Annotated in this window: 12 protein-coding genes; 3 read left to right on the top strand and 9 right to left on the bottom strand. The window is 72.5% G+C overall.

Annotated features, from left to right (window positions below):
• Window positions 1-7: 7 nt before the first annotated feature.
• Together QSK45_RS35010 and QSK45_RS35005 are read right to left on the bottom strand one after the other, a co-directional pair.
• The gene (locus QSK45_RS35010; protein WP_285562958.1) at window positions 8-667 is read right to left on the bottom strand and encodes a histidine phosphatase family protein; all 660 of its coding nucleotides are present in this window, start codon (window positions 665-667) and stop codon (window positions 8-10) included.
• 100 nt (window positions 668-767) lie between these two features.
• Window positions 768-1,373, bottom strand: a complete 606-nt coding sequence (locus tag QSK45_RS35005; RefSeq protein ID WP_285562957.1) for a YdbC family protein — start codon at window positions 1,371-1,373, stop codon at window positions 768-770.
• 150 nt (window positions 1,374-1,523) lie between these two features.
• On the opposite strand from QSK45_RS35005, the gene QSK45_RS35000 reads away from it, so the two are divergent.
• Entirely contained in the window at window positions 1,524-2,051 is a 528-nt protein-coding gene (locus QSK45_RS35000) for a TerD family protein (RefSeq protein ID WP_285562956.1), read from the top strand.
• Window positions 2,052-2,926: 875 nt separating this feature from the next.
• Here QSK45_RS35000 and QSK45_RS34995 read toward each other — a convergent pair.
• Both QSK45_RS34995 and nrdR read right to left on the bottom strand, forming a co-directional pair.
• A complete protein-coding gene (locus QSK45_RS34995) occupies window positions 2,927-5,830 on the bottom strand; it encodes a vitamin B12-dependent ribonucleotide reductase (RefSeq protein ID WP_285562955.1) in 2,904 nt (967 codons plus the stop codon).
• A 164-nt stretch (window positions 5,831-5,994) separates the two neighbouring features.
• Complete coding sequence (nrdR, locus tag QSK45_RS34990; RefSeq protein WP_285562954.1) at window positions 5,995-6,549, bottom strand: transcriptional regulator NrdR; 555 nt, start codon at window positions 6,547-6,549, stop codon at window positions 5,995-5,997.
• Window positions 6,550-7,199: 650 nt separating this feature from the next.
• On the opposite strand from nrdR, the gene lexA reads away from it, so the two are divergent.
• Window positions 7,200-7,979, top strand: coding sequence for a transcriptional repressor LexA (lexA, locus tag QSK45_RS34985; protein ID WP_285562953.1), 780 nt, complete (start codon window positions 7,200-7,202; stop codon window positions 7,977-7,979).
• A 105-nt stretch (window positions 7,980-8,084) separates the two neighbouring features.
• On the opposite strand, the gene QSK45_RS34980 is transcribed toward lexA, so the two are convergent.
• The 4 genes from QSK45_RS34980 to QSK45_RS34965 form a co-directional block, all read right to left on the bottom strand.
• The gene (locus tag QSK45_RS34980) at window positions 8,085-10,061 is read right to left on the bottom strand and encodes an ATP-dependent DNA helicase (RefSeq protein ID WP_285562952.1); all 1,977 of its coding nucleotides are present in this window, start codon (window positions 10,059-10,061) and stop codon (window positions 8,085-8,087) included.
• Window positions 10,062-10,137: 76 nt separating this feature from the next.
• Window positions 10,138-10,869, bottom strand: a complete 732-nt coding sequence (locus QSK45_RS34975; RefSeq protein WP_285562951.1) for a GNAT family N-acetyltransferase — start codon at window positions 10,867-10,869, stop codon at window positions 10,138-10,140.
• A gap of 31 nt (window positions 10,870-10,900) precedes the next feature.
• A complete protein-coding gene (locus QSK45_RS34970) occupies window positions 10,901-12,811 on the bottom strand; it encodes an IucA/IucC family protein (RefSeq protein ID WP_285562950.1) in 1,911 nt (636 codons plus the stop codon).
• A gap of 160 nt (window positions 12,812-12,971) precedes the next feature.
• A complete protein-coding gene (locus QSK45_RS34965) occupies window positions 12,972-14,588 on the bottom strand; it encodes a diaminobutyrate--2-oxoglutarate transaminase family protein (RefSeq protein WP_285562949.1) in 1,617 nt (538 codons plus the stop codon).
• Window positions 14,589-14,894: 306 nt separating this feature from the next.
• On the opposite strand from QSK45_RS34965, the gene QSK45_RS34960 reads away from it, so the two are divergent.
• Entirely contained in the window at window positions 14,895-16,121 is a 1,227-nt protein-coding gene (locus QSK45_RS34960) for a trypsin-like serine peptidase (RefSeq protein WP_285562948.1), read from the top strand.
• An 82-nt stretch (window positions 16,122-16,203) separates the two neighbouring features.
• On the opposite strand, the gene hflX is transcribed toward QSK45_RS34960, so the two are convergent.
• A complete protein-coding gene (gene hflX / locus QSK45_RS34955; protein ID WP_285562947.1) occupies window positions 16,204-17,694 on the bottom strand; it encodes a GTPase HflX in 1,491 nt (496 codons plus the stop codon).
• Between the last annotated feature and the right edge of the window lie 8 nt (window positions 17,695-17,702).

Below are 17,702 nucleotides of genomic sequence, written 5' to 3'. Positions count from 1 at the left end.
TGCCACTCTATCCGGTGGCCCAGTCAGGCACCGGTTCACGCCAGCGTTCGAAGGGCCGGTCGAGTGTGTAGCGGCCGTCCTCGCCGAGCACCAGCATCCGCATCTCGGCGTTGCCCGGGTTGGACAGCGACTCGAATTCCGCGACGGTCCAGTGGAACCAGCGCATGCAGAACAGCCGCATCGCGAGCCCATGGGTCACCAGGAGCACGTTGGGCGGGTGGTCGGGGGCCTCGAAGCTGCGGAAAAGACTCTCCAGGAAGCCGCCGACCCGGTCGTAGACGTCGGCGCCGGACTCGCCCTGCGGGAACCGGAAGAAGAAGTGGCCGTAGGCGTCCCGGTACGCCTTCTGCAGGCGTACGTCGTCGCGGTCCTGCCAGTTTCCCCAGTCCTGCTCGCGCAGCCGGGGCTCCTCGCGGACGCGTATGAGGTCGGGGTCGAGCCGGAAGGCGCGGAGGGTCTCGTGGGTACGGCGGTAGGGGGAGACGTACACGCTCACGCGTTCGGAGCCGAACAGCTCCTGGAGGCGTTCGCCGGTCTCCTCGGCCTGCCGCCGGCCGAGCTCGGTCAGCGCCAGGGCGTGGTCCGGTTCGCGCTCGTACACGGAGTCGTCGGTGTTCCCGGTCGACTCGCCGTGCCGGACAAGGACGATGCGCCGTGGTCGTGCCATGCCGAAACCCTAGAGCGAGCCGCCGCGGACCGAGCACCCGTACCGGTCTTGTACGGCGTAAATCACAGGTTCGGCTTCCGGGCCGGCCGGCTTCCCGGTGCTAGACCGTCCAGGTCGGCTCCAGGTCCACGATGTCGCCGGAGAGGGCCGCGATGTCGGCCTCGGTCTGGGCGCGCAGGGCGAGGCGCTCCACCCGTTCGGTGCGGTACTTGCCGTGCTCGGCGGCCGCCCGCCACATCGACAGGATCAGGAACTCCTGCTCGGGGGCCTCGGCGAACATGCCGCGGATCATGCCGGGCGAGCCCGCCATGGCGGGGTTCCAGACCTTCTCCTGCATGAGGGTGAAGTGTTCGACCCGCTCCTCGTGGACCCGGCACAGGGCGAGCCTGAGCAGGTCGGCGTCGGTGAAGCGGGGCTCGAAGCCGGTCTTCACGTCGAAGCGGTACTCGAACAGTTTGACCTGGGCGTCCTTGAAGGTGCCGACCTGGGCGGCCGCCAGCCGGTCGTGGGAGCGGGCCATGAAGGAGTCGTAGAAGGCGCGGCTCTCCCAGAAGGCGACGATGTGCGCCACCTCCGGCCGCCGCCGGCTCCAGCCCCCGCCCTGTCCCCGGAAGCCCGGCTCTCCCGGGAGCCCCGCCCATTTCCGCTGCCCCCGCTCGAACCCCCGGCGGTCCACCACGGTGCAGCGAATCCACTTGACCAGCACCGCGCCATCGTAAGGCCACCGGGCGTGGCGCCGGTCACGCTCCGGTGGAGTTCGTCCGCGCGCGGGGGCCCGGGTACGTGGCACGATGGGCAAGGATCCTCGACCGCACGGGAGTTGGGGACGTGGTGTCCACAGGGAAGGGGAGGCCCGGTGACCGGTTTCAGCAAGGGGATGCGCAAGGTCGAGGTCGCAGTCAAATGGGACCCCAGTCCCGCGGGTACGGCGCCCACCGATCTCGACATCATCGCCGCGACGTTCGAGACGCGCGACCCGTACGGCGCCCCGGCCTACCTGGTGCACTTCGACAGCCGTTCGCCCGACGGCACGATCTTCCTCAACCGCGACAGCACCGACGGCCGGGGCTTCGGCTGGGACGAGGTCATGACCCTGGAGGTCGACCGGCTCAGCGAGCGCTTCGCCCGTGTGGTGGTGGGCGTCGTCATCCAACAGCAGCCCGCTCCCCGGACGTTCGCGGGCGTGCTCAACCCGGCGATGCGCGTGCGCGAGGGCTACACCGTCCTGTCCGAGGACGACTTCACCTCGGTGCACGACGCCACGGCCGCCACCATCGCCGAGTTCGTCCGCAACGACTCCGGCGAGTGGATCTTCCACCCCGGTGTCCGCGGTTTCCACGAGGACCCGGAGACCTTCACCCGCGTCATGGGCCGCGCCCACTGACGCGGGGCGCCGGCCAGGGGACCGGCGCCCCGCGCCCCCTCCGGTGCGCAGCGGGCACCGCGGTCCCGGCTCCGGCGCCCGGTGCTCCGCGGGCCACCGCGTCCGCCCGCCCCGCCGCGCGAGCGCCGACCGCGACCCGCGTCCACGCGTCGCGGTCGGGCACGCGGACGTGCCGCGCGCGGATCTCCTCGCGCTGCTCCGCGGTGCGCCCGGCGGCCTCGGCAGGCGTCGCGCCGAGGCGCTCGGCGGGCAGGGCGCCCATGAGGTACGGCCCGACCGCCGGACCGCGCGAGCCCGCGGCACGGGGGCGCCGCGAGGACCGCGCGGGTGCGGGGAGCGGGCGAGGAGGCGCCCCGTCCCTCCGCGATCCCTCGTCGCGCGCGGCGGCCGGCCGGCGCGGTCGGTCGTCTCGACGTCGGCACCGGACTCCCGATCGCCGCGTGGAGCCACGCGGCCGTGGCGCCCCGCCCGCGAAGTGCCCGTCGAGGAAGTCTCCGGCGCGGGCCCCGCCCGGCGGCCACCGCCGGACGGCCGGACCGTCCCGTCGGCACAGCGCCTCCACGACGTGGACTGCCCCCCACGTGGCGACCCGCTCGACGAGCCGGGCCTCGGCTCCTCCCGGCGCGCGCCACCACGAGCCCGAGGTGAGTCGGGATGCGGACGTCGTGGAAGGTGCCGTACGCCCCGGGGCCCGTCCTCGGGCCCCGGCCGGTGCAGCCGCGGCGCCTGTTCGAACGAGGCGGCCGGCGATCCGGGTGCTACCGCGGCGTCCCGCTCGGCGGCGGACGGCGGACCCGTCCCTGTCCGCGGACGACGGCGAGGGGCGCCGGCCCGAAGGCCGGCGCCCCTCGCTTCGGCGTGCCGCTCGGGGAGCGTCAGCTGCAGCCGCTCGTCGAGCCGCAGCCCTCGCAGATGTAGCAGGAACCGGCGCGCTGCATCTTGGTGCCGCAGGAGAAGCAGAGCGGGGCGTCGGCCTGGATGCCCAGCTGCATCTCCACCAGTTCGGCGCTGGTGTGGGCCTGCTTCGGGGCCGGCTCGGCGGACCCGGCCTCGGCCTTCGGGACCGCGATGGCCTTCGGCTCCTGCGCGCGCGGCGCCGACTGGGCCAGGCCCTCGACGTCGACCTCGTCATCGTCGAGGGACTGCTCGTAGGAACCGGTCTCCAGGTGCCGCTGGCGCTCCTCGGCGGAGTGGATGCCGAGCGCGGAGCGGGTCTCGAAGGGCAGGAAGTCCAGCGCCAGGCGGCGGAAGATGTAGTCCACGATGGACTGCGCCATCCGCACGTCCGGGTCGTCCGTCATGCCGGCCGGCTCGAAGCGCATGTTGGTGAACTTCGAGACGTACGTCTCCAGCGGCACGCCGTACTGGAGGCCGACCGAGACCGCGATGGAGAAGGCGTCCATCATGCCCGCGAGGGTCGAGCCCTGCTTGGACATCTTCAGGAAGACCTCGCCCAGGCCGTCGTCCGGGTAGGAGTTGGCGGTCATGTAACCCTCGGCGCCGCCGACGGTGAACGACGTGGTGATGCCGGGACGACCCTTCGGGAGGCGCTTGCGGACCGGGCGGTACTCGACGACCTTCTCGACCGCGGTACGGATCGTGCCCTCGGCCTTCTCCGCGATCTCGGCCTTCTCGTCCTCCTTCTTCTTGGCGGAGAGCGGCTGGCCGACCTTGCAGTTGTCGCGGTAGATCGCGAGCGCCTTGACGCCGAGCTTCCAGGCCTCGTAGTAGATCTCCTCGACCTCCTCGACGGTCGCCGTCTCCGGCATGTTGACCGTCTTGGAGATGGCGCCGGAGATCCACGGCTGGATCGCGGCCATCATGCGGACGTGGCCCATCGGGGAGATGGCCCGCTCGCCCATGGCGCAGTCGAACACCTCGTAGTGCTCCTGCTTGAGACCGGGGGCGTCGATCACGTTGCCGTTCTCGGCGATGTGGGCGACGACCGCCTCGATCTGCTCCTCCTGGTAGCCCAGGCGGCGCAGGGCCTGCGGCACGGTGCCGTTGACGATCTGCATCGAGCCGCCGCCGACGAGCTTCTTGAACTTCACGAGCGCGAGGTCGGGCTCGACACCGGTGGTGTCGCAGGACATCGCCAGACCGATGGTGCCGGTCGGGGCGAGTACGGACGCCTGGGAGTTGCGGAAGCCGTTCTTCTCACCGAGGCGGACCACGTCCTGCCACGCCTCCGTCGCGGCGGCCCACACCGGGGTGTCCAGGTCGTCCATGCGGACGGCCTTGCCGTTGGCGTCGGCGTGCTGCCGCATGACCCGCTTGTGGGCGTCGGCGTTGCGGGCGTAGCCGTCGTACGTGCCGACGACGGAGGCCAGTTCGGCGGAACGGCGGTAGGCGGTGCCCGTCATCAGGGAGGTGATGGCGCCGGCCAGGGCGCGGCCGCCCTCGGAGTCGTACGCGTGGCCGGTGGCCATCAGCAGGGCGCCGAGGTTGGCGTAGCCGATGCCCAGCTGGCGGAAGGCGCGGGTGTTCTCGCCGATCTTCTGGGTCGGGAAGTCGGCGAAGCAGATCGAGATGTCCATCGCGGTGATGACCAGCTCGACGACCTGCTGGAAGCGCTCGGTCTCGAAGGACTGGTGGCCCTGGCCGTCGTCCTTCAGGAACTTCATCAGGTTCAGCGAGGCCAGGTTGCAGGACGTGTTGTCCAGGTGCATGTACTCGCTGCACGGGTTCGACGCGGTGATCCGGCCGGACTCGGGGCAGGTGTGCCAGTTGTTGATCGTGTCGTCGTACTGGATGCCCGGGTCGGCGCAGGCCCACGCGGCCTCGGCGATCTTGCGGAAGAGCGCCTTGGCGTCCACCTGCTCGATGACCTCGCCGGTCATCCGGGCGCGCAGCCCGAACTCGCCGCCCGCCTCGACGGCCTTCATGAACTCGTCGTTCACGCGGACCGAGTTGTTGGCGTTCTGGTACTGGACGGAGGTGATGTCGTCCCCGCCCAGGTCCATGTCGAAGCCCGCGTCGCGCAGGACGCGGATCTTCTCCTCCTCCTTGACCTTGGTCTCGATGAAGTCCTCGATGTCGGGGTGGTCGACGTCGAGCACGACCATCTTCGCCGCGCGGCGGGTGGCACCACCGGACTTGATGGTGCCGGCGGAGGCGTCGGCGCCGCGCATGAAGGAGACCGGGCCGGAGGCGTTGCCGCCGGAGGAGAGCAGCTCCTTGGAGGAGCGGATGCGGGAGAGGTTCAGGCCGGCGCCGGAACCGCCCTTGAAGATCATGCCCTCTTCCTTGTACCAGTCGAGGATCGACTCCATGGAGTCGTCGACGGACAGGATGAAGCAGGCCGAGACCTGCTGGGGCTGCGAGGTGCCGACGTTGAACCAGACCGGGCTGTTGAAGCTGAAGATCTGGTGCAGCAGCGCGTAGGCCAGCTCGTGCTCGAAGATCTCCGCGTCCGCGGGCGAGGCGAAGTACTTGTGGTCCTCACCGGCCTTCCGGTACGTCTTCACGATGCGGTCGATCAGCTGCCTGAGGCCGGTCTCGCGCTGCGGGGTGCCGACGGCACCGCGGAAGTACTTGCTGGTGACGATGTTGACCGCGTTCACCGACCAGAAGTCGGGGAACTCGACGCCACGCTGCTCGAAGTTGACCGAGCCGTCGCGCCAGTTGGTCATGACGACGTCACGGCTCACCCACTCGACCTCGTCGTACGGGTGTACGCCGGGGGTGGTGTGGATGCGCTCGATGTGCAGTCCCTTGGATCCCGCCTTGCCGCCCTTGGCTCGGGAACCTCGTGCCGGACCGCTCGCCGTCTCTGTCATGCCGCCTCCCTGTACGGGCAAAAACGCCCTGAAGTGCCCCGATTGTTCCCGTGGCACGGTGTTCTGTCTGGTGTTGCGGGCACCCTCAGCTGCCACCCGCAACAGGTCTTCGGTCGCCGCCTCGCGGCTGGAGTCGGGGCCCTCTCCCCGTCTCCGCGCGCCGGTCAGTCGGCGGCGTGCGCGGGCTGGGGGACCTGGGTGGTCCCGCCGGTCCCGCGTTCGTCTTCCTGGCTCCCCGCGGCCGTCCCGTCCGCCTCGCCCGCGGCGGGGCCGTGCGTCGCCTGCCTCAGCTCCGCGATCGCGGCCTCGAAGTCCTCGAGCGAGTCGAACGCCCGGTAGACCGAGGCGAACCGCAGGTAGGCGACGAGGTCGAGCTCCTGCAGCGGACCGAGTATGGCCAGACCCACGTCATGGGTGGTCAGCTCGGCGCTCCCGGTGGCCCGCACCGCCTCCTCGACCCGCTGGCCGAGCTGGGCGAGCGCGTCCTCGGTGACAGGCCGTCCCTGGCATGCCTTGCGCACGCCGTTGATGACCTTGGTACGGCTGAAGGGCTCGGTGACCCCGGACCGCTTCACCACCATGAGCGAGCACGTCTCCACGGTCGTGAAACGACGGGAGCAGTCGGGGCACTGGCGGCGCCTGCGGATCGACGTGCCGTCGTCGGTCGTACGACTGTCGACCACACGGCTGTCGGGGTGCCTGCAGAAGGGGCAGTGCATGATCTCCAACCCTCCTCACAGCAGACTCAACAGCCTCGCCGAGCCCCAGGGGCCCCGCGAAGCAGCCCTAAGCATAGGCGATCGTGGAGCCGCCCCCGACCGAGGTCACCACAACTTGTGGGCCGCTGTAGCCATCCAACCACTAGATGTGGGGATCGGCCCATTCGCCGAGGCCGGGGCGCGTGTCGAGGGAGAACGGCGCCCGAAGCGCCCTCACCGCCGTCCGAAGCGCCCGCGCGGCCATCCGGACAGCCCGAGGCCGGCCCCCGGCACTCGCCCGCCGGAGCACGGCGGACACCGGGCCGCGGGGACACGCGGGCGCACAACCGTGTCGCCGTGACGCTTGCGGAGATACCGTGGGCGCCGCACGGAGGACGCGTAGGACTCCGGCGCAGAACGGACCCCTCGTCCCGGCGGACCGGGTCCCGGATGGCAGGATGGGGAAGCGCCCACGAGGCCGACAACCCCGGCGGGAAAGAGTACAACGACCCACAATGAACGCTTTCGCCCGCCGGATGCCGCGTCAGCCATACACCCAAGCACGCGATCGCAACAGGTGAATCGCACTTTTTCACTCGAACGTGTGTTTGGCGCAACCTTTCGAAAGCAACTACCGTTGTCCAGCAGGGAGACCATCGAGAGGGGCCGACGTGACCACCACCGCAGACAGTGCCACCATCACCGCCCAGGACCGCTCCCAGGGCCGAGTCGAGCCGGTACACGCGATGAACGAAGCCACGAATCCCGAGGGGCAGCGGCGCTCCCTGCCGGGCCGACCTCCAGGCATCCGGGCGGACAGCTCCGGACTCACCGACCGGCAGCGCCGGGTGATCGAGGTCATCAGGGACTCCGTGCAGCGGCGCGGATACCCGCCGTCGATGCGCGAGATCGGCCAGGCCGTCGGCCTCTCCAGCACCTCCTCCGTGGCACACCAGCTGATGGCACTGGAGCGCAAGGGCTTCCTGCGTCGCGACCCGCACCGCCCGCGCGCCTACGAGGTGCGCGGTTCCGACCAGGCGGTGTCGGTGCAGCCCACGGACACCAGCGGCAAGCCCGCCGCGTCGTACGTCCCGCTGGTCGGCCGGATCGCCGCCGGTGGCCCGATCCTCGCGGAGGAGTCCGTCGAGGACGTCTTCCCCCTCCCCCGCCAGCTCGTCGGCGACGGTGAGCTGTTCGTCCTCAAGGTCGTCGGCGACTCCATGATCGAGGCCGCGATCTGCGACGGCGACTGGGTCACCGTCCGTCGCCAGCCGGTCGCGGAGAACGGCGACATCGTGGCCGCCATGCTGGACGGCGAGGCCACGGTGAAGCGCTTCAAGCGCGAGGACGGCCACGTCTGGCTCCTCCCGCACAACGCGGCCTACGAGCCGATCCCCGGCGACGACGCCACCATCCTGGGCAAGGTGGTCGCCGTACTGCGGCGCGTCTGACGCCCGCGGCGAGCGGACCCGCTCGCTCCCTGACCGGGCCCCGGAACCCCTGCGCCGGTTCCGGGGCCCTGCCCGTTTCTCAGGGCACGCTCGGGCGCCTCCCGCTCACTCGGCCTCCGCCTGCTTCGCCGCCGCGTCGATCGCCGAGAGCGACCTGCGGACCTGGTGGGGGTCCGTGGTGTACCAGAAGTCCGGCAGGGACGCCTTGAGGTATCCGCCGTAGCGCGCCGTCGCCAGCCGCTGGTCCAGTACGGCGACCACGCCCCGGTCCCCCGACGCGCGGACGAGACGGCCGGCGCCCTGCGCCATCAGCAGGGCCGCGTGAGTGGCGGCCACCGCCATGAAGCCGTTGCCGCCCGCGTCCTCCACCGCCTTCTGGCGGGCGCTCATCAGCGGATCGTCGGGGCGCGGGAACGGGATCTTGTCCATGACGACCAGCTGACAGCTGGGCCCTGGTACGTCCACGCCCTGCCACAGCGACAGCGTGCCGAAGAGACAGGTCTTCGGGTCGGCCGCGAAGTTCTTGATCAGCTCGCCGAGCGTCTCCTCGCCCTGGAGCAGGATCGGGTACTCCGGGATCCGCGAGCGCAGCTCCTCCGCGGCGAGCTGGGCGGCCCGCATGGAGGAGAACAGCCCGAGGGTACGGCCCCCGGCCGCCTGGATCAGCTCGGTGAGCTCGTCGAGCATGTCGCCGCGCTCGCCGTCCCGCGCGGGGCGGGCCAGATGCTTGGCGACGTACAGGATGCCCTGCTTGCGGTAGTCGAAGGGGGAGCCGACGTCGACCCCCTTCCACTGCGGCAGGTCCTCGCCCTCGACGCCCTCGGGGCCGAGGCCCAGGGAGGCGCCGACGCCGTTGAAGTCACCGCCCAGCTTGAGGGTCGCGGAGGTGAGGACGACGGCGCGGTCGGCGAACAGCTTCTCGCGGAGCAGGCCCGAGACCGACATGGGGGCGATGCGCAGGGAGGCGCCGAAGCGGTCGTGCCGCTCGTACCAGACGACGTCCCACTCCGAGCCGTTCAGCACCCGCTCCGCCACGTCGTGGACCGTCTCGACCGAGGCCAGGGCCTGCTTGCGGACGGCGTCCTCGTCCTGGACGGACTTGTCGCGGGTGGCGCCGATGGCGGAGATGACCGTACGGGAGGCGTCCCGCAGGGTCATCAGGGCGTAGCCGAGGTCCTCCGGGATCTCCTCCAGGCGGCCCGGCAGGGCCAGCTCCATCAGCCGCTCGAAGCCCTCGGCGGCGGTCTGGAGCTGGTCGGCCGCCTTCTCGTTGACCAGTTTCGCGGCGCGGCGCACGGCGCGGTTGACCTGGCCGGGGGTCAGTTCGCCGGTGGCGACACCGGTGACCCGGGAGACGAGTTCATGGGCCTCGTCCACGATCAGCACCTCGTGCTGGGGCAGCACCGGGGCGCCCTCGATGGCGTCGATGGCCAGCAGCGCGTGGTTGGTGACGACGACCTCGGCGAGCTTGGCGCGCTCGCGGGCCGCCTCCGCGAAGCACTCGGCGCCGTACGCGCACTTGGTGGCGCCCAGGCACTCCCGCGAGGACACCGACACCTGCGCCCAGGCGCGGTCCGAGACACCCGGGGTGAGGTCGTCCCGGTCGCCGGTCTCCGTCTCGTCGGACCAGTCGCGCAGCCGCAGCAGGTCCTGGCCCAGCTTGCTGGTGGGCACGGCGGCCTCGAACTGGTCGAAGAGGCCGTCCTCCTCGTCCTGCGGCATGCCTTCGTGCAACCGGTGCAGGCACAGGTAGTTGGAGCGGCCCTTGAGCATGGCGAACTCGGGGCGGCGGCGCAGCAGCGGGTGCAGGGCGTCGACGGTGCGCGGCAGGTCGCGCTCCACCAGCTGGCGCTGGAGGGCGAGGGTGGCCGTCGCGACGACGACTCTCTCCCCGTGCGCGAGCGCGGGCACGAGGTAGCCCAGCGACTTTCCGGTGCCGGTGCCGGCCTGGACCAGCAGGTGGGATCCGTCGTCGATCGCCTCGGCGACCGATTCGGCCATGGTCACCTGGCCGGGGCGCTCCGTGCCGCCGACCGCGGCGACGGCGGCGTGCAGGAGTTCGGGGAGGGAGGGCTTCGTCATAGCCCGACCACCCTACGGCCCGGGACCGACAAACGGAGGCGGTTCACACCCATGGTGAGACCCCGCTCACTCGACGCTACAGCACATCGCGCAGCACCCGGTCCCGGATCATGAGCGCGGCCCGCTTGCCGGGCAGCTCGACCTCGGCCGCGTACCGGAAACCCGCGCCGAGGAACGCGGCGAGGGACGGCGTGTTGCGGTGATCGGGTTCGGCCACGACGCGGGCGCAGGCGGGGCGCCGGTCGAGCACGAGGTCGGCCACGGCCCTGAGCAGGGCGGAGCCGAGCCCCCGGCCGCGGTCGCCTGCCGCGCCGAGGAGCAGGTGGATGCCGGTGTCGTGGGGCAGCACGGGGTAGTGCAGGGCCAGGGGATCGAGGTCGGCCCGGTAGATCTCCCAGTAGCTCATCGGGGTGCCGTCCAGGACACCGAGGCAGGGCACGCTGCGGCCGTCGCCGTCGAGTTGGGCGCGCAGGTGGCCGGCCGTGCGGTGCCGGGGACCGGCCAGCTCCCAGAACTCGGCGACGGCGGGGTCGTTCATCCAGCGGTGCACGAGCGGCAGGTCCCGGTCGAGGCGCACGGGCGTCAGCCGGAAGGTGCCGACGGGGGTTCGCGCCGGCCCCCAGGCGTGGAGGCCGTCGAGGGCGTCGTTGGCGAACTCCGCGGACCGGCCGGTGAACTCCGCGGCCCGGCCGGTGAACTCAGTGGTCCCATCGGTGAACTCGGCTGTCCGGCCGGTGAACTCGGTGGTCCCGTCGGTGAAGAGGTCCAGGAACTCGGTGGGGGCGGTGCGCACGTCGGTGGGCGGCACGGCGGGTTCCTCTCTGCGCTGAGAAAGGGCCTTACGGGTGAAGGGGGTTGGCGATGGTGACGTACACGGACTGGGTGTCGACCGGGCCGACGAGTTCGTCCAGCCCGTGGAGCCTGGTCAGCAGGTTGGCCTTGCAGCGCAGGACGGGCGAGTCGAGCAGCCGGGCGGGCAGGGGGGTGCGCAGGGCCGCGGGGCCGGTGGCGAGGCCGGTGAGGAAGCGGCGGAACGCGGCGAGGAGAAGCCGCTCGTCGGCGAGGTGCTGGGAGCCGAGGGCACCGATCAGGCCGAAGACGTTGTTGACCGCGAGGTAGTAGGCGAAGCGCTCGTCGGTGACCTCGTCGGAGACGAAGGTGTCGCTGTGCTCGCCGATCCCGGGCAGCCGGGCGTCGAGTTCGGCGCGGCGGGAGGCGCGGAAGTAGTAGCCCTGGTTGTCCCGGTAGCGGCCGCCCGCGGGCCAGCCGTCGTGGTCGAGCAGGACGAGGGTGTTCTGCTGGTGGGCTTCGAGGGCGATGCCCGCCTCGGCGTCCAGCCAGAGAACGGGGCGGACGACCTGCTCCAGGTAGCGCAGGAACCATTCCGTGGCGACGGCGGGGAGGGGGCGGCCGGTGCGGGTGGCGAGGCGCCCGAGGAGATGGGAGAGCCGGGACCGCATGGGCGCAAAGGGGCCGGTGGGACGGGTGCCGGGGGTGGGCCCGGGGTCGGCGCGGGGGGCGGCTTCGGCGAGCGGCCGGGGCGAGACCAGTCCGGCGAGACAGCCGACGTCGTCGGCCGGGGTGAAGGGGTTGTGCCGGATCACGACGTCGAGTCCGGGCAGCGGCAGACCGTCGGGGTCGTCCACGGCGAGCCACGCCGGGTCGCGCACGATGTCGAAGCGGGGGTGGACGGCCCGCCACTGCGGGAACAGTCCCGTGCGCAGCAGCCGGTGCACCTCTACCCCGCGCCGGAGTTCCTTGCGCAGGTTCTCCCGGCGGGAGTTGGTGATGCGCAGGCCGAGCGACAGCTTGAGCATGGCGGGAGCGCCGGAGCGGTACACGGTGCGCACGGAGGAGGTGGGGTGCCAGGCGGGGCCGTGCGGACCGAGGTCCCTGAGGAGTCCCGCGTCGAGCAGCGCGGCGACGGGGGCGCGGTGCCGTACCTCGCGGGCCTGCCAGGGGTGCAGCGGGAGCGCGGTGTACCCGTCGGGCAGGGGCAGGGCGGTGCCGGCGAGACGCCGGGCGAGGTGGTCGGCGGGGACGAGGCGGCCGCGCTCGGTCCAGGCCGAGTCGGTGGCGAGCAGCGCGGGGGCCACGGCCATCCAGTGCAGCGGGAAGGAGCCGCGCGACTCCGGTGAGTAGTGGGGGGTCTCCTCCTCGGTCAGGCCCTCGCGGCTCTTGGGGGTGGGGTGCAGGGGGTGGCCGAGGAGGAGGGCCTGTTCGGCGCCGAGGAAGAGGTCGGGGCCGTCGGCGGGGTGTGCGCGCCGGTCGCGGACGAAGGTGGCGGTGCGCCGGAGGGAGTCGGCCACCCTCGCCACGAGGTCCCCGTCGTCGCCCGCGCTCTCCCGGGCGAGCAGCGCGGCGAGGGTGGCGGCGTCCACGGCCGGCGCGGAGTCGGGCGCGTCGGCGAACCGGGGCGGTCCGAAGCGGTGCCAGCCGGTCGGGGACCAGTACCGGACCGGTGCGAGCAGGCACGTACCGCTGGCGGGCAGCGCGATGCGCAGGGTGCCGGTCACCGGAGCGCGCAGCCCGGTCTCCCGTACCCAGCAGCGCAACAGGTTCTCCACGGCGGCGGCCCGCGCCGCGGTCCCGGCGTCGGGATCGTCCAGCGGCTCCGCCCCGGGCCCGGTCGGCCGGGTCGGATCCGGGACCCGCGTGCGCTGCCGCGGTACCGCCTCGGCGAACGGGGCGCCGGCCCCGTGTTCGTCGGGACCGCCGGAACGGCCGTCGGGGGTGGGGGTGGCGTTCAAGACGGCTCCTCGGGGGGTGCGGGGCGGTTCGGCGGGGCCGGAGGCCGGCGGTGTCGGGGGAACGGCGGTTGCTGCGCGCGGGAGGGGTCTTCAGGCCGGCCCGCTCGACCGTCCCGGCGGCCTCGGCGGTGGGGCCGGTCGGGTACGGCTGCCGTGCCGGTCACAGCGGGGCGGGATCGTGTCCCCGTGCCGCGTGCGGTCCCCGTGTCCCGTCCTCCCGGGCCACCGCCCCCACCGCGTCGGTCAGCCGGTCCACCACGGCCGCCGCCTGCTCGTCGCTGATCGTCAGCGGCGGCAGCAGCCGCACCACGCAGGAGTGCCGGCCGCCGAGTTCCACGATGAGCCCCCGCCGCAGGCACTCGCGCTGGACGGCTCGGGCGAGTTCGGGGGCGGCGGGGCGGGGAGCGGGGGCGGGGCCGGGCGGCGTCCCGTGCGGGTCGGGACCCCCGGCGGTACGAGCCGCACCGGGGACGGGGCCGGCGGACCACGCGTCGAGCGGCGACGCCGCGTCCGGGCCCTGCCCGGCGGACCCCTCGCCGGGCCGCCTCACCCCCGCGCCGCGGCCCGCGGACCACCCGCCGGCCGCCGCCTCCGGGACCCGGGCGGCCGGCCCTTCGCCATCCGGCCCGTCCGGCTCCGGCCGCACCATCTCCACCCCGATCATCAGCCCCCGCCCCCGCACCTCCCCGACGCACGCCAAGCCGCCGAGGTCCGCGCGCAGTCGCTCCGTCATCCGCGCACCGAGCCGGCCCGCCCGTTCCGCCAGCCCGTTCTCCCGGACGAACGCCAGCGTCGCGGTGCCCGCCGCCATCGCCAGCTGGTTGCCGCGGAACGTGCCCGCGTGCGCGCCCGGTCGCCACAGGTCGAGGTCGTCGCGGTAGACGATGACGGCCAGCGGGAGGCTGCCGCCGACGGCTTTGGACAGGACCATGACGTCGGGGGTGATGCCGCTGTGGTCGACGGCCCAGAAGGCGCCGGTGCGGCCGACGCCGGTCTGGATCTCGTCGGCGATCAGGGGGATGGAGCGGTCCGCGGTGACGCGGCGCATACGGCGCAGCCAGTCGTCCGGGGCCGGGAGCACCCCGCCCTCGCCCTGGACCGGTTCGAGGATCATCCCGGCGGGCAGCGGGACGCCCGACTTGGGGTCGTCGAGGAGGGATTCGGTCCAGCGCGCGGCGAGTTCGGCCCCGTGGGGGCCGCCGACGCCGAAGGGGCAGCGGTAGTCCTGCGGATAGGGCAGCCGGGCCACCTGCACCTCGGGAGCGCCGCCGGAGACGGCCAGCGCGCCCGCGGTCATGCCGTGGTACGCCCCGGTGAAGGCGAGGACGCCGGTGCGCCCCGTCGCGGCCCGGACCAGCTTGAGCGCGGCCTCGACCGCGTCCGTCCCGGCCGGCCCGCAGAACTGCACCCGCGCCCGCCCGGCGAGGTCCGGCGGGAGGGTCTGGAACAACTCGGTGATGAACGCGTCCTTGACCGGCGTCGCGAGGTCCAGGACCGACAACGGCGCGCCGGAGTCGAGGACTTGGCGGACGGCCTCCAGCACCACCGGGTGGTTGTGGCCGAGCGCGAGGGTGCCCGCGCCGGAGAGGCAGTCCAGGTAGCGGCGGCCGTCCGCGCCCTCGATGGTCAGCCCGCGCGCCCGCACGGGCACGATGGGCAGGGCCCGTGCGTAGGTGCGCGCCGAGGACTCGCGCGCCGACTGGCGGCGCAGGATCCCCTCGTGCACGGCACCCGCCGGTCCGTGCGCTTCTTCCGCCAACGACTCGGTCACGGCCACGGCTGGCTGTCCTCCCGCTGTAGACAGGCGAGTTGCTCCACGGGGACCGGGGCAGGCAGCGGACCCCCCGCCTCCTACAACCGCGCACCGCACCACGGGGTCACGGCCTGACCCCGGATCGATGTGGCGGCCGGGACACCGCTCGTAGCGAAACCGTTGCCGTTCCGGCGGAAGTCCCGCATGCCGACCGCATAGGGTGTGATGCCGTTCCGAAAGGTCATGGGACCGGCCCGAACTCTCCGTGGGAGGGCCGCCGATGCCATGGCCGCGCGCCGAAGTTCCGTCACCACACGGGGAGTCAAGAACATGCGATCCATACGGCCGTCGTCCACCAGCCCGCGAGAAAGGGGCGCCCGCACCCGCCGCGCCTCGACCTCGCTGGCGGCGGTCGCCCTCGCCTCCGCGCTGGCGCTGACCGCCACCGCCTGCGGCGGCGACCAAGCCGACGGCAACCCGTCCGCCTCCGCCGCCGCGGCCGGCACCGGCGACGGCAAGATCAAGATCCCGGACGACCTGCGGCAGAAGCTGAAGGAACACGGGATCGACATCGACAAGTGGAAGAACGGCGCCTGGAAGGACTGGAACCGCAAGGACTGGCTGCGCGAGGCCAACGACTTCATCAACCCGATCATCAAGGGCCTGTGGGACCCGAACCGGATGCGGCACGCGGGCGACCCCGACAAGGGCGTCGACGACAACGACATCTCCGGTGACCAGGGCGTGACCGACCCGACGCCGCAGCCGGTGCAGGCGCGGCAGGTCGCGGCGCCGTACCACGCCAACGCGGCCACCTCGGGCAAGGTGTTCTTCGACTCCCCCGAGGGCCACATGGTCTGCTCGGGCACGGTCGTGGAGGACCCCGCGCACCCCGGCAAGTCCAACCTCGTGTGGACGGCGGGCCACTGCGTGCACGCGGGCAAGAGCGGCGGCTGGTACCGCAACCTCGCCTTCGTGCCGTCGTACAACAACGCGGCCAAGTCGGTCGACCAGTTGCAGAACGCCACCCGGGAGCAGATCGCGCCGTACGGCGTCTGGTGGGCGGACGCGGCGCAGACCTCCCAGCAGTGGATCGACAAGGGCGGCGAGACCGGCGGCGACGGCGCCCCGTACGACTTCGCGGTCATCCATGTGACGCCGGAGCAGGGCAACGGCGGCAAGTCGCTGGAGGAGACCGTCGGCGGAGCGCTGCCGGTGGACTTCGACGCGCCGGCCGTGCCGAAGGTGCGGCACATGACGGCCTCGGGCTACCCGGCGGCGCCGCCGTACGACGGCCAGCTGCTCTACCAGTGCCAGGACAGGCCGGGCCGGCTCTCGCTCAACCAGGACGACCCGACGATGTACCGGATCGGCTGCACGATGACCGGTGGCGCGTCCGGCGGCGGCTGGGTGGAGACCGGCTCGGACGGCAAGCCGGAGCTGGTGTCCAACACCTCGATCGGCCCGGTGACGTCCGGCTGGCTGGCGGGTCCCCGCCTCGGCGACGTGGCCAAGGGCGTGTACAAGTCCGTGAGCGACAAGTTCGCCGGGCAGTGACCGGCTGAGCCGCGCACGGCGTCACGGCGAAGGCCCGCCGCCCCCGAGGGGGGTGGCGGGCCTTCGCGCGTGCTGCCGTGGCTCAGGCCGCGGAGACCGCCGTGTACGGCGCGAGGTCCGCCGCCAGTTCCTCGTGCACCCGGACCTTGAGCAGGGTGCCCTCCGCGGTGTGCTCCTCGGAGATCACCTCGCCCTCGGTGTGGGCGCGGGCCACGAGCTTGCCGTGGGTGTACGGCACCAGCGCCTCGACCTCGACCGAGGGGCGGGGCAGCTCCTCGTCGATGAGCGCGAGCAGCTCGGCGATGCCCTGGCCGGTGCGGGCCGAGACCGCGATGGAGCGCTTCTCGACGCGCAGCAGCCGCTGGAGGACCAGCGGGTCGGCCGCGTCCGCCTTGTTGATGACGACGATCTCGGGCACGTCGGTGGCGCCGACGTCCCGGATCACCTCGCGCACGGCGGCGAGCTGCTCCTCGGGGACCGGGTGCGAGCCGTCCACGACGTGCAGGATCAGGTCGGAGTCGCCGACCTCCTCCATGGTGGAGCGGAACGCCTCGACCAGGTGGTGGGGCAGGTGCCGGACGAAGCCGACGGTGTCCGCGAGCGTGTACAGGCGGCCGCTCGGGGTCTCCGCGCGGCGCACGGTCGGGTCCAGGGTCGCGAACAGCGCGTTCTCGACCAGGACGCCCGCGCCGGTGAGCCGGTTGAGCAGGGAGGACTTGCCGGCGTTGGTGTAGCCCGCGATGGCGACCGAGGGCACCTTGTTGCGCCGGCGCTCCTGGCGCTTGATCTCACGGCCCGTCTTCATCTCCGCGATCTCCCGGCGCATCTTCGCCATCTTCTCGCGGATCCGCCGCCGGTCCGTCTCGATCTTGGTCTCACCGGGGCCACGGGTGGCGAGGCCGCCGCGGCCACCACCCATCTGCCGGGACAGCGACTGACCCCAGCCGCGCAGCCTCGGCAGCATGTACTGCATCTGCGCGAGCGCGACCTGCGCCTTGCCCTCCCGGGACTTGGCGTGCTGGGCGAAGATGTCCAGGATCAGGGCGGTGCGGTCGATGACCTTGACCTTGACGACGTCCTCCAGCTGGATCAGCTGGCCGGGGCTCAGCTCACCGTCGCAGATCACGGTGTCCGCGCCCGTCTCCAGGACGATGTCGCGCAGCTCCAGGGCCTTGCCGGAGCCGATGTAGGTGGCCGCGTCGGGCTTGTCGCGGCGCTGGATGACACCGTCGAGCACGAGCGCGCCCGCGGTCTCCGCGAGGGCGGCCAGCTCCGCGAGGGAGTTGTCGGCGTCCTGCACGGTGCCGGTGGTCCATACGCCGACGAGCACGACCCGCTCCAGGCGGAGCTGTCGGTACTCGACCTCGGTGACGTCCTCCAGCTCGGTGGACAGACCCGCCACGCGGCGCAGGGCCGCGCGCTCGGAACGGTCGAACTGGTCGCCGTCCCGCTCTCCGTCGATCTCGTGGCTCCAGGCGACGTCCTCTTCCATCAGGGCATCGGCCCGAAGACCCTCGGGGTAGGCGTGCGCCATGCGCTTGGCGTCCTGGGAAGGGGAAGAAGAGGAGGTCATTGGATCCT

Origin of the sequence: Streptomyces hygroscopicus subsp. hygroscopicus (assembly GCF_030269125.1) — a bacterium.
Lineage (GTDB): Bacteria > Actinomycetota > Actinomycetes > Streptomycetales > Streptomycetaceae > Streptomyces > Streptomyces hygroscopicus_C.
This window is presented reverse-complemented; position numbering and strand designations above follow the sequence as displayed.